We start from the raw sequence: 13,032 nt of genomic DNA on the forward strand, positions 1-13,032 counted from the left end.
TCCATGAACATCACGACAATAACACTAGCGGCCCTCCTAGGGCTTGTCGCTGCCGGACTAGCTTACAGCCAAGGTTGGTTCCGACAAGTGACTCCCCCGCCTAAGAAGGTAAGCAACAAAGCGGGGAACAGCGGCAAGATTTAAATGGCTGGTGAATCAAGAGGCAGGAACAACGCTCGTCGGGTGATCCCGTGCAATTGCGATTTAGCAACGTTGATGAAGCAATAAGATTGTCACGGGGTCATCCGCAGCGGACTCTGATTCAACTTGGCAGCAGCCACACTTTTAAGAAATGCACGAGATAGGTGAGTAATGAAGAAAATTGGTGCGGCTCTCATGGCGCTGGTGATGCTTGGAATCTCCCTAAGCTTCTACCGAGGCTGGTTCGTCTTGTCGAAACCAGCCGCCGAGGCGGGAAGCAGCAAGGTAAACATCATCCTCGTAACCGACCCGAGCAAGATGAAACAGGATGTCCAAACGGCAAAAGACAAGACTACCGAACTGACCTGTGGGGTTAGCCCCACGCCCAGGAAGCCGAGAAGCTGACGGAGTCTGCTCTTCAGCACTCGCAGAAATAGACGAGGGTCCATATTGAAAAGAACTAAATGCTGCGTTAGGTACTCTGGCCTTTGCGATTCTTGTTAAGTCGCTACTTCCGGTCGGTTCCACACGATCCGTGCCGGGTGCGATTCTGCCGAAATCCGCTAGCCCCCGAAATCGACCTAACGGCGCGGAGCTGAGTTAGTGAGAGAGTTGAGAAGTAATTGTTAGGGCGTTAATGACCGCGACTGTCATTTTTTCGGCAGTGTCGCCGAGGATAGTCGCCGGTGCGAGAACGCTTGTGATTTGAAGGAAAAAAAGCTATGCGTGGATTAAAAAGCCTAGTTGGCGCAACATTGGTGTTGGTTCTTGCGACTGTGAGCAATGCACAGGTTTATCAGAAACCTGCAGATGCGACGAACAGAGGTGCCCGAGATTGGCGTCATCGCTCGCTCTATTTGCAGCACAGTCACGCACTGGAAAACTGTGGCATGATGCGCGAGCACGCTGAGCAGCACGCCATGAAGAATGCACCGATCCCTCAAGAGACGGCCCAAGAAACCGTCGATGAAATCGGGAAAAAACTCGATGCGGCTGATAAGCAGCTGAAGTCTCTTGAAGGCTCGCTCACAGCGAGCGAGAAACAGAGTGCGAAGGATACCCTGGCGATGATTCACCAGGAGCACGGCGAAGCGATGAAACAGTTGACAGAATTAAAAGCTGAAGTTTCCAAGTCGATGCCGAATGCCGCCAAAGTAGCCGAACACTCCAAAGCGGTGAGTAAATCCATTATGAAGGCGAACGAAGCCCATGAAAGCATGATGAAGCAGCAGGGAGTCGCGCCCCCCAAGACCGGCAAAGATGCCAAGGTAGAGGCGAAGAAGCAGGTCGTCGCGACGGCGCGCAGAATCCAGTGATCGCCCTCGGACGGTTTGCAGCGCACGGCAAGGAGCCGTGACGGAAATGTTTCGTACCAGAGTGAATCAGTTTGTCGACGCACCGCGTCACGGATTCCTTTGGTTAGGTAGTTTTTTGAAAGGATAAAACCAATGATTGATCACAAGAAACCCGGTCATACCAAAGCCGGAGAGCAAAAGGGCAGTAAGCCACCGGTCAAACCCGCCACTAAGCCGACGGACAAGCCAAAGCCAGCTACTAAAAAGTAGCAGCTGCACTGAACGATCCTACGCCTCGCGCAAATGGCACATATGCCGGCGCGTGGGGCGTTGGAGTCGTGTCGCACCGGGAGCGAGTGCCCGAAAAGAGATGCCCTTCCAAGCAGTTCATGTATTCGTTTGGAGAATGGCCGGACGGAACTTGTTGATGAATCGAGTTTCCTCTCCCGATTCGTTCGACGCAGCGCTAAGCGCGCGTTGAAATCTCGGAAAACAACTTCTTGGAAATAGAAAAGGAAACTCACGTCGGCAAAACTGCCAGAAGAAGAGGGCGTCTTGATCCAGCAGCGAATTGAGTCCAAGCCGCACGCAAGCGGGGACCGAAGACCCCATAGATCAAAAAGACTGTTGGAAGACAGGCGTATGTTGCGTTTGTTAGATAGCCTGAGCAACTATTAAGGAAATGAGACTACTATGATTACAACCAGTAAAGAGAAGAAAGTGTCACCCGATGACACAACCATCAGCAAGAAAATATGCCGTCCGAACGTGTTCGCAGGCACCGTCGTCGGTGTGTCCGGCAACAAGCTGGTGATGGCGAACAAAGAAGGTAAGCAGTACTCCCATACGTTGGCCGACGATGCCCAGTTCACTTGCGATGGAACAATCTGCAAGGCTGCGGAACTTACGTCCGGGACAAAGATTCGTGTGACAACGAAGCAGAACGACCGAAGAGTAGCAATCGGCATTGAAGCTCTCGACACTAATGCCGAATTTGGCAAGTGTTGTAGTTGAGGACGGCAATCGTGCGGTGATTGCTTGGTTGATGCGACGAGTGCCGTCCTTACGCCAGTACTCAGTTGGCTGTACCCGCCATGACGGCACTGTCGCATCAAACAATTAGAAGAACTGGAATCTCAAAAAGTCAAATACAAACACTGTGGTGGCTATATTTCATACTCACCAAAAGGCAGAGCGTGCCATCCGTGAATTGCAGAATGGGGGCTTCGACATGCAAAAGTTGTCGATGATCGGCAAAGATTACTATTCGGCAGAACATGTCGTCGGGTACCACACTCGGGCGACCGCATGAGGTACTGGGGGAAACTGGGAGCGATGGTCCAGTCGGGAGCCGGTGATACATCCGCGGTACGAGCGGTGTTCGTCATCAATCCGGAAAGCATGCTGCGAGCGATGCTTTACTATCCCATGCATCAGCCAACGCGGCTAAGAATTCTGGCGAACTGCAAGCAGTGTGGCTTCTGGTCAGACACCTCCGCAACTTGGCGTCGACCGAAACTGGCTAAAACTTGTCCACCCTCAGAAAGTTCGATACAACGCTAAGAGCCAGCGGTGCAGGCGTCCGACGGACGCTGGGCGGCGACGCTCCGCGCCAAAATTGTTCCTTTCATGGAGCATGAAACCTTGATGCGTCTGTTGGCGAGGCCGCCTATATAAAGATCGGCGAATATACCTTGAACTCGCTGTAACAAGTGCTGCTTTCCTTCGCTGTATTAATAAGGAGGGCATTACTATGCCAGACGGCAAAAGAAGAAGAAGACATTCAGTGAATAAGGCAAGACGTCAATGGTACGCGAAGCATCGAGCCCGTCGCTTTGCCGCAAGGTTCGGATAGGCACCCCTGGAAAAGAAAGTGATTCAAATACAGTGGTTTCTTGAAAGTCTCGAAAAACGTTTAAGTTCTTGCCCCACCGCCGTTATCCAAATACCTGCTCCAGCAGTTCTTCGGTGAGCCACGCTACAGGGATTTCTTCAGTATCGTTGGAATCAATGAATACCAAGTCCATTTTCTCAGCGACATTCGCCGTTGACATGAGATCGTCCGCAGCGAACGCGGAGTCGATCAGGGCTTCCTCCGAAGTTGATCGCTCGACCGCCTGAAATCCATCCTCGACCGTCGCCTTCCTAATCCACTCCATTGCCAGCGCCAGATCAACGAGTTCACTATTCAAGAGTGGCAAAGAACTTCCACACTCCACGCTCAACTCTAAACTCTCACTCGCTATTAACGGTGGTGCCAGCCCAAATTGAGCTTGCCACACCCCGAGGTCCGCGCCATCGACAAACATATCATTGTTGGCATCGCCATCGGCCTTCTGGGCATTGGGTATGCCGAAGCCGCGTTGCCAGACAAGGAAATCGCGGCCATCGATAATGCCGTCGCCATCGAATTCAGCGGAGGCGAGGATCGGGCCCGTCTCGAAGCCGGTGTAAGTGAGCGTCATTAAGTTGTCGCTGGTGACGTTTCCTGAAAGGGGGGTTCCGTTAACAACGTAGTTGGCGGCCGTAGATAGATCGAGATTTAGCTTGTCGCCCGGTGCCGTCGTGGGGTTGGCTCCCCTTATCGTGATCGGCGACTGCGCGTTGGGCCTGGCATAGACCGTGTCGGACCCCGCTCCCAAATTGATGGACATCGCACCCGTGATACCAACGAATTCTAGGTAGCCACCCTGACCGAAAAGGTCGTCGCCGGGTGCTTGCCCGAGGGAGTTGTTGGCAATGTGGAAGGTGCGTCCGGTCGTGTCCGCTGTGTCATATATGGTGACATCGTCGCTGCCGCCGCCGCTGCCGTCAAATCGCACACCGCCGCGGATCACACTCGTGATGCTCTGCGCTCCTAGCGGATAGCCAAGGCCAAAAGAGTCGTTCACAGCTCCTGGTCCACCCTCAAAACTGTAGAATGTGTCGGCTAGCGTGCTATAGACTCCGAAGACGTCGCTCTTGGGTCCACCCGTCACATAAGTTTGATCAACGTCGGAATGTTGAAGGAAGAACGCAAACGTTGGTGAGTCAAAGAAGCTCGAGATGTTCAGTGAAGTTCCATTGACGATATAGGAGTTACGAAGGTTGTTATTGTCGTTGTAAATTCTCAACGTGTCGAAACCCAACCCGCCGTTGTAAGCAAATATGTTGTTTCCCGCCGAAAGATTCGCGGAGAGGTTCTTCGAAACGGGCGTGATCTCAAACGTATCGTTCCCATCGCCCGCATTGATGGTCAACGGGATAGAGCCCAGATATTTCTCGATCTCAAAGGTGTCGTCTCCCAGACCAGCATTAATGACAATACTCTCAAAATCGTTGCCCGCGCCGAAGCCACCGGTTCCGAGTCCAGAGATGTTAGTTGTTCCCGATCCGAAAAGATTCTGAAACTTATAGGCGATGGGCAGCGTAGACGCGGCATTTTGGATGGTAAATGTGTCGGTTCCCGAACCGCCGCCGATGCCGAAATTGCCGTTGATCGTAAGATTTCCTCCGGAGTCCCGTGGGTACATCGATACTCCGTCGTTGCCACCGTTGAGCAGCAGGGTCACCTGTTGACCGACGGCAATATCTGACGATACGCCGTAAACGGCAACGTTGTTGGCAAGGTTGTTGAGGGTGATGCCAATCGCGCCCATATTGTCATAATTGAAGTCGGCGCCCAGAGGAAAGGCCGCAGGATCATTGGCATAAAAACGATCAGCATATAACTGGTAGCTGGCGGCGGTGGTGCGCGTCGATTCGTTAATTGATAACGAATTAAACCCGGCGCCTCCGTCGAGCGATATTGGATAGGTAATCGTGCCGAAGAGACCAAAGTACCAGTTGTTCGACGCGTTCTGCCAAGTAAAACTTTCATCCCCCACACCACCGAGGATTGTCACCGGCGCGAAGAATTGAGCTCGCGAATTGGAACCAATCGTAAACGTATCGCTGCCGAAGTTGCCATCTACGTACAGTGATTGGGAAATAGTACCCGAGAAGCCGAACGTATCGCCGTTGATTCCTGCAAGTATTGCAACGGACTCGAAGCCCGTTGTGTCCAGCGGGACCAGCGGGTGGACACTGCCGAAGCCGACCTGATTATTGCCAATCTCCCAGATTTTCGGCGCGAAATCGAAATGGTCGTCAAACGTGATGGTATCGTTCCCGTTTCCGCCGTTGAAAGTCCCGGGAATCGAAGTGAGATTCCCACCTCCGACGATGAAGTTGTCGTTGCCGTCATTGCCATAGGCGGTGACAGTCGCCGGGATAGCATTGCCCACAGTCACCGTATCGCTGCCGCTGCCAGCGTTGATGACAATGCCTTCGACAGCCGCATAACTGACCGTTTGCGGGAGATTGAAACCATCGCGTGTGATCACGGTCGAGGCTATGTCATAGTCGATCTCGTAATTTGGGGCGGTGTCGTTGAAAATGATCCGATCTCCCAATACGCCTACGGACGTTCCGCCATTGAAAGTGACATTGGCAAGAATCGAGTCGGCATTATTGGATCCGAGGAACAAGGTGTCATCACCAGCTTCGCCAAAGATGTTCACAGGCGATTGAATGAATTGGCTGGCGAAGGGACTTGAACCGAGCGTGACAATATCGTTGCCACCGCCCAGCACAATACTCAGCGGCGCATTGAGCCCAAGCGAAATAATGTCGTAGACATCCGTGTTGTTCGTGCCGTTGATGGTAAGCGAACTGATTCCTGTGAGGGCCCCAATGATGAACGTGTTGATCCCTGCACCGGGGTTGAAGATGATCTTGTCAAGCGTCGCGACGAGCCCGGTGAATTCCCGTATGCCGTCGACAAACACCTCAAGAAATGCGGGGTTGACTGGAGATAGCTGGACCAGGAAGGAATCGTCGATCCCCGCGCTCTCACCGATAAACAACCGATTGTCTCCAATGGAACTCACGAACGCTGCATTGGCGGTAAAGGCATCGAGATCGTTGGGAGCATTAAGGCTCGGGTAACGCGAGGCCCAAAGCCCTTGCGCCGTCCCGTCGCGCACACCTAACCCAATGTATTCGAGATAATCACCGCCATAGTTGCCTGCAGCCACAGTACCGAGCGATTCGTTCGACTGTTGCGTGCTCAGAAAGGTTCTGGTCCAGGTGGCCCCGGCATCATTGCTCATTGCCAGGCGAGGTCGCACATCGTCGTTTCCCGTAGCGACGTCGCCATCGGTCGTATAGTAGAGGACATTCACAGTGCCGGATCGCTGATCGACCTGCAACCAGGGATTGAACTCCGTGCCGGTGCTGTCGTCAATGCGAGTGAATGTCCAGGTGCTGCCGAAGTCAATGCTTTTGCCGACCCAAATATCGAGATCAGTATTGCTGCCGTTAAACTTCTCTACAACTGGAATGTAGAGCACATTCGCGCCCCGCCAAACCTCGAGCATAGGGGCCGCATTGACGCCGCGCGTCGGCTGCGAGGGCGGCAGTTCCGTGGATCGGTTTACGTCGACACCGGTGCGGACGGTAATGTCGTTGCTAAACGTCTGAGCGTTGCTCCAGAGGCCGTCCGTATCACGATCGAACATGACTGAATTCTCATCCGTGTCGATCCAGCTAACTGCTAATCGACCGAAGCTATCGACAATAGGTGAGGCATAGCTCGAGCTATCAAAAGAGCCTAGCGCAGAGTCGTCGTTGATGACCAGCCGAGGGGTCCAATTGTTGCCGCCGTCACGCGACCCAATGATGGAAATGTGCGCATCTGTCCCCGCACTCATTCCCGACCCCTCGGTAACAAATGCCACGTAAGCCAAGTACACGGCTTGATTGCCACTGATCGGATCGAGTCCAGTGGTCACGTACCATTTATCCAGCCCCGGTATGTCAGTGTCGGTCGTACTTGGCGTCAGGATGTCGGCCTGCGAGTCCACTTGAACATAGTTTCCAAAATTCAATCCACCATCTGTGCTCTTGGCCACCACCAGAATGGTATTTCGCAGCGGAGCAGTAGCCTGACCCCGATAACCGTAGGCGAGATAAAGAACACCGTTGGCATCGAATTGTAGCGCCGGGTCGAACCGATTACCGATCGATCCCAGGGCGTCGTCGGTATTGTTGATCTCATTAGTGGACCAAGTGAGTCCCCCATCAGAGCTCGAATACACGTCGAGTGTGATGGGACTGCCGAGGCGATGGCTGAATCCCACGACGTTCAGCGGATTAGTCGGATTTATGACCAAGGACATTTCCGATTGTGACTGATTAATGTTGTTACTGACGTTGATCGTGGTTCCCGGCACAATCGTCTGCGGGCCGTTGAGCGCCAGCGATACCGAGAGCATCTGCCTATTTTCTAGCGTCTCGAAGGCCAAATGCCGAGTGAGCGGATTAGGGGACTTCACGTTGTTAATTCGGCGAGAACGGTGTTGATTTCGCATTCTTTGATTCCGTAGATTTGGCCGTACTCTGGGCGCAGATTGCTCCCAAGGTTGAGTCGTAACCAATCGTCTCAGGGGGGGAAACTAGATGAGAAGAGGCCAGCAGTGCAAAAGCACTCTGGCGCCAGTTCCAATTCACACGGGGCTAGCAACGCCCCGCCCAGAAATGTTGCTAAGATAGCCTCCAAAAGGACTGGCGGTATTGTCGAGCGCCCAAGTGGGAAAGTCAATCAGAATTAAGTCTTATTTGAGAGAATTCCCGTTGGGTCCGGAGTTGAGGCTTGAAAGGAGATTGTAATCAGGACGAGAACAATCCAAGTCATAAGTGTTGGTTTGATCAGGGATCCGACGGGGCAAAAACTCCCAAGCGTCTCATTCCGGGAAAACGTATGGCTTTCATACAGGCCGTAATCTGTGTCAGGAAGCTGTCGCATCGACGGGTTAAGAGACGCCAACCGACTCTAGTTTAGAGGGAGCGGACGGAGTGGTTTTGGGGCATCAAGCAAGCCTTCACCTTGCGCGTTTCGGATTTCGGAAGCTAGCTATCTCCATCTAGCCTTGTAACGAACCACAGATTCCTCCGCTTAAAGTGCTAGAGGCCGTCATCCTGGCCTCGCCTAATGCGACAATGTCATGCCGCAACGTGCTTCATGAAAGGAGCTAATGATGTTAAGATCACTGAATTCTCGCCGCTTGGTTGTATTGTCCGCCGCCGTTGCTGTTTTCGCCGTCTGGGCGTTTGCCCAGCGGGAAGCCGACGCCCGCGTCCCCACTGGCCCGCGTTTGGACAGCGCATCAGTCGGTTGTGGACAGGTCCAAGACAAGTATGACAAAGCTGTCAGGGACCTGGAAAATGCCTCCAAGAACGGAACCCAAGCCCAGTACGATGCCGCTTTGGAAAACTTAAAGTCCATTATTCAGCAATGGAACGGTTCGCCTTGTTCACGCACTTTTGGCAGCCTCATCTACCGCAAGAGCCCGGGCGGGAAGTTAAATGGAGCGAGTCCGACATTGGCCGAGCCCAATGCGAACATCGGCACCTCCACCGGCGGTTCACCAAACGGCGGCAACAAAGGCGTCGGCAAAACCAAGAGTATGCTTAAGCGCAATCGATCAGCGAGCTAGTAGAACTCCTGGATCTTCCAACTCGAGCCGGGCGTCACCGAGACGCCCGGCTTCTTCGTTGCGCGGTCAGCGGTTGGAGTACCGGACCGAGTACTATTACGTGGCTTGGGCTTGACGGTTTAGCCACCGAATCAACAAGATTGGTTTGACTGCACTCGTCGACATTAGTCTAAATACGGCAATATCTTCGCACCACGCTGTTTCTAAAGCCATGTCATCAATCATAGTGGCAGACTGCCTTCGAATCGGTGCCGGTTGAGACAACCTTATAGATAGTTCTACCACGCATAAGAGTCAGTTCTCATCCGGATTTGGAGTGACCTTTTAGGTGCGGAGGTGAATCTGACTTCGTTCACTTTGGCAACTGGCCAACTCGCTGAGGATGCATCACCCTGAGCAGATGGCAGTCCGTGCTAACCTGCTGAGGTGAATCTGACCGCCGCACTTAGCTGCAAGGTGCTAAGTCACGTTAGCATACCAATCCGCGGCCAGTTACGCGAATTGGCCAAAAACTGTGAACGCATCCATTGCCCTCCCAATTCGATTTTCAGGAGACGATTGTCACAACCCTGCAAAACAGATCGCCCCAAGCGAACCAGCGCCATACAGGGCCTCTATGCCTATCGCAGGACAATGCCACGAATGCATGCTCAACAGGCCCTAATTTTGACCCTTTGCTGGTTTCACACAGATCGTAGGCACTCTGTTCGCGGGACGAGCTGCGATTCATCCCAGCGCGGCTACAAGCCGCAACCAATATTATTGTGAACATGAGGAAACGGAGGCAGCAGAGATAATCAAAGGCATGAAGAAAGGAACCATAATCCTCGCTTATCTTCGCCGTAATAATTCGCGTCGATTAGCGAAGATTAGTAGTCCAACCATCTTTTTACGCTCCGTTTTTTTGTGACTTGCTGTTCAATCAGTTTGCGCAAGTTGCGAAGATTTGTCGCGGCCTATGCCCGGGACCAAAGAGTGCCTTTCTTTACGCCGAAGGTGTTTAAGTCCGAAGCCCGGGGTCGCGCAGCGCACCTTGGGTTTACTGCGTCCTAAACGAGGCCTCTGGCAGTCATTTGGGCAAGTTGGGTTAACTTTCCGACTGAGTAAGTTGCTGAACCTTTTGCAACTCTCTTCGCACATAGTGCATGAAAGGGTACCCTGTTATATCAATCGATCCGGTCGCCCTCGACCCTAGCCAACTCACAAGAATCTCTCACCCCGTCTGCCATGAAATCGTTCGCTAGTCGGAGACTACGAAACAGCATTCTGACAATTGTCGTTGCGGTGGCAGTCGGGTGGTATGCTTGGTGGAGCAAGGCACGACTGGGGCGGCCCGAGTTTGCGACCGGCTATCTGCTGCTCTCCTGCCTCGTGTTCCTTGCATTATACAACACACGCAAAAAGCTCCCCGTGCTTGCCTGGACCACTTCAGCAGGCTGGTTGCAAACACACATCTACGTCGGCCTGCTCACGGCCGTAGTCTTTGGTATTCATGTTGCTTGCAAGATTCCCAGTGGTTACTTGGAAATAGCCCTTGCTGCCTTGTACCTCCTTACATTTGCCAGTGGACTCGTGGGATTGTACTGGACACGGTCGATTCCTCCCAAGTTAGCTCGAGTCAGCGAAGAATTCCTCTACGAACGCATCCCCGCCTTGCGGAGCCAAGTGCAGGCTCGAGCCGAGCAGACGGTCCTCGAGACGGTGCGTGCCACGGGCAGCGATACGCTCGGCGAATTTTTCGCCCAACGGGTCCAAGGCTATCTAGAAAAACCTCGTGGCCTCGACTACTGGTTTCGACCGACAAGCAAGGTTCGTAAGAGGCTGCTTGCCGAGTTGACCGAAGTTTCTCGCTACCTCTCAGAACCCGAGCGGAATGCGAGTGAGACCCTTTTCGCTCTGATTCGCCGCCGCGATGATTTAGATTTTCACGCCGCCATGCAATGGCGACTGAAGGCCTGGTTGTTTCTGCATATCGGGCTGACCTATCCTCTGCTCTTGGTCGCATGTCTGCATGGATGGCTTGCACACCTCTTCTACGGGGGTGCGCTGTGAGAGAACCATTTTCCTTCGATCAGAGCGACAGCTACGAACGCCCCAATCAAACGTGGATCTGCGGGTTGTCGGAGGAAGGACCGCAGTGTCCCTTGGGGCCTGGCGTGAACGGTCATTGTCCTCAGTCTGCCGCGTGCCATCCGCTGCGCGAAGGGGATCGCTGGAAGTGCAATCGCGCGCCTTTGCGCGGTGGCGAATGCAGCGAGGGCCCGACTCCCGAGGGTAAATGTTGTCACCACTATGTTTGCCACCCTGTACGCTCACTCAGAGCAAAGCGGGGCCGGTTCGTGAAGGGCTGCCTTCTGGCGAGCATCGGTGCGCTCTGCCTGCTGCTCAGCGGCAACTGGCGGAACGAGTTTATTGCCCCTGGCAAGCTCTCGGTCCATCACGCTCAGTTACTTGTCCGCGGCGAGGAGCAGACCAATCGCTGCGCAAGCTGCCACGTCGCTGGCAACCAATCTATGTTGCAATGGTTGGCCCATGCGACCAATCCTACTCTCGCCACTCCGACCCAAAGCACACTTTGCTTGGAGTGCCACAAGAAGGACTTCCCAATTGACGCGGCTCTCTGGGCGCATAATATCGAGCCAGAAATTCTGCTCTCAATCAGTGAGCCAGGTCAGTCCAAACCTGAAACTTTCTCCGACTCCACTCGCCGCCGTGATCCCGCGATCGGAATTGCTTGCAGCAATTGTCACCAGGAGCATCATGGTGCCGAACATGATCTGACTGCAATGAGCGACAGCTCCTGCCAGGCGTGCCATCGAGAGGAGTTTCACAGCTTTGCGACCGATCATCCGGAGTTCGACAAGTGGCCCGAGCGACGCCGCACTCGCATTGCTTTTGATCACGCTTCCCATCAGGCAAAGCACTTCCCAGACGAGAAACAGACTTTTGCGTGCAGCGATTGCCATCGTCAGGGGCCCAGCGGTGCGTTCCAAGAAACCCTCGACTATGAATCCACATGTGCCAAGTGTCACGACAGCAAGATCCAGACAAGTTGGACTGCCGGCATTCCGGCGATCTTACTCCCTATGATCGATGTCGATACTTTAAGTACTGCAGGGCACGACATTGGCATCTGGCCCGATTCTGCAACCGGTGATTTCGACGGTGCCCTGCCCTTCTTTACCAAGCTCTTGTTACTTGCCGACGAAGAAGCTTCAGCAGCGATCGACACGCTGGGAGCAGACTTCGATTTCTACGACATAGACCCTGATGAACCCGCGCAATTGCAAGCTGCGGCGAATGTGATCAAGGCCACGAAGCGGTTGATTGCTGATCTACAGTACAACGGTCAGACTGCGATCAACACGCGACTAGAAAAACTGCTAGGTCGACCACTTTCCGCTGAAGAGCTTACAGCCGCCTCAGCAAATCTTTCGCCTGCGAGTATCAGTATTCTCGCAACGGATTGGCTAGCGGAGCAGGGCGCAAATTCATTCTCCTCACCAGACGATAAAGTAGACTCGAACAAGGTTGCCGCGGGAGGATGGTTCACCGATCCAGTCACTTTCTCGCTCCGTTACCGAGCCACGGGACACGCCGACCCTTTTCTCACTGCTTGGATCGATATCCTGGTCGAAGCCACCGCTGGCCAGCACAAAGTCGCCGCCGAGAAACTATTTTCGCAAATGATGAAACCCACCGCCGCCGGTTTGTGTGGCAGTTGCCACAGCGTCGACCGCACGGAAAATGGCCAATTAACAGTAAACTGGTTTGCCAAGCAATCATTCAACCACGGTCCCCAGTTCACTGTCTTCTCTCATGCGCCACACGTGCTGCAATTCGAATTGGCTGACTGCACCGCCTGCCACAGCTTGAATCAAACGGCCCAGGCCATGAAAACTTACGAGCAAACCGATCCGAGATTATTTACACCCGAATTCCACGAGCTGACTCGCCAAGACTGCGCCGAGTGCCACAAACCAGGTGCTGCCGGGGACAGCTGTACCCAATGCCACCGCTACCACGCAGCAGATGTTCGTTAACCGCGACGCGCCACTGAGAACTGCTCAGTAAAGCGG

Annotated in this window: 9 protein-coding genes; 8 read left to right on the forward strand and 1 reads right to left on the reverse strand. The window is 53.6% G+C overall.

What is annotated here, in order from left to right:
- Nucleotides 1-3 precede the first annotated feature (3 nt).
- The 5 genes from Pla144_RS24675 (at nt 4) to Pla144_RS25590 (ending at nt 2,748) form a co-directional block, all read left to right on the forward strand.
- Nucleotides 4-144, forward strand: coding sequence for a hypothetical protein (locus Pla144_RS24675; protein ID WP_197530760.1), 141 nt, complete (start codon nt 4-6; stop codon nt 142-144).
- A 168-nt stretch (nt 145-312) separates the two neighbouring features.
- Nucleotides 313-546 (forward strand): hypothetical protein, encoded by a 234-nt coding sequence (locus tag Pla144_RS16740; RefSeq protein WP_146451848.1) that lies wholly within the window; start codon nt 313-315, stop codon nt 544-546.
- A 485-nt stretch (nt 547-1,031) separates the two neighbouring features.
- A complete protein-coding gene (locus Pla144_RS16745) occupies nt 1,032-1,457 on the forward strand; it encodes a hypothetical protein (RefSeq protein WP_146451849.1) in 426 nt (141 codons plus the stop codon).
- A gap of 672 nt (nt 1,458-2,129) precedes the next feature.
- The gene (locus Pla144_RS16750) at nt 2,130-2,450 is read left to right on the forward strand and encodes a hypothetical protein (protein ID WP_146451850.1); all 321 of its coding nucleotides are present in this window, start codon (nt 2,130-2,132) and stop codon (nt 2,448-2,450) included.
- Between the two features lie 148 nt (nt 2,451-2,598).
- Nucleotides 2,599-2,748 carry a hypothetical protein gene (locus Pla144_RS25590; RefSeq protein ID WP_391580972.1) on the forward strand — a complete coding sequence of 50 codons (150 nt, stop codon included), beginning with the start codon at nt 2,599-2,601 and terminating at the stop codon, nt 2,746-2,748.
- Between the two features lie 625 nt (nt 2,749-3,373).
- Here the strand turns inward: Pla144_RS25590 and Pla144_RS16765 are convergent.
- Nucleotides 3,374-7,828 carry a sialidase family protein gene (locus Pla144_RS16765; RefSeq protein ID WP_146451851.1) on the reverse strand — a complete coding sequence of 1,485 codons (4,455 nt, stop codon included), beginning with the start codon at nt 7,826-7,828 and terminating at the stop codon, nt 3,374-3,376.
- A 663-nt stretch (nt 7,829-8,491) separates the two neighbouring features.
- On the opposite strand from Pla144_RS16765, the gene Pla144_RS16770 reads away from it, so the two are divergent.
- The 3 genes from Pla144_RS16770 to Pla144_RS16780 all read left to right on the forward strand — a co-directional run bounded on the left by Pla144_RS16770 (nt 8,492) and on the right by Pla144_RS16780 (nt 12,996).
- Nucleotides 8,492-8,953 (forward strand): hypothetical protein, encoded by a 462-nt coding sequence (locus Pla144_RS16770; protein WP_197530761.1) that lies wholly within the window; start codon nt 8,492-8,494, stop codon nt 8,951-8,953.
- Between the two features lie 1,227 nt (nt 8,954-10,180).
- Nucleotides 10,181-11,005: a hypothetical protein gene (locus tag Pla144_RS16775; protein WP_146451853.1), complete on the forward strand. Its 825-nt coding sequence runs from the start codon at nt 10,181-10,183 to the stop codon at nt 11,003-11,005.
- Nucleotides 11,002-12,996, forward strand: coding sequence for a hypothetical protein (locus Pla144_RS16780; RefSeq protein ID WP_146451854.1), 1,995 nt, complete (start codon nt 11,002-11,004; stop codon nt 12,994-12,996). Before Pla144_RS16775 ends, Pla144_RS16780 begins: the two co-directional genes overlap by 4 nt.
- Nucleotides 12,997-13,032 lie beyond the last annotated feature (36 nt).

Source organism: Bythopirellula polymerisocia, from assembly GCF_007860015.1.
In the GTDB taxonomy this organism is placed as follows: domain Bacteria; phylum Planctomycetota; class Planctomycetia; order Pirellulales; family Lacipirellulaceae; genus Bythopirellula; species Bythopirellula polymerisocia.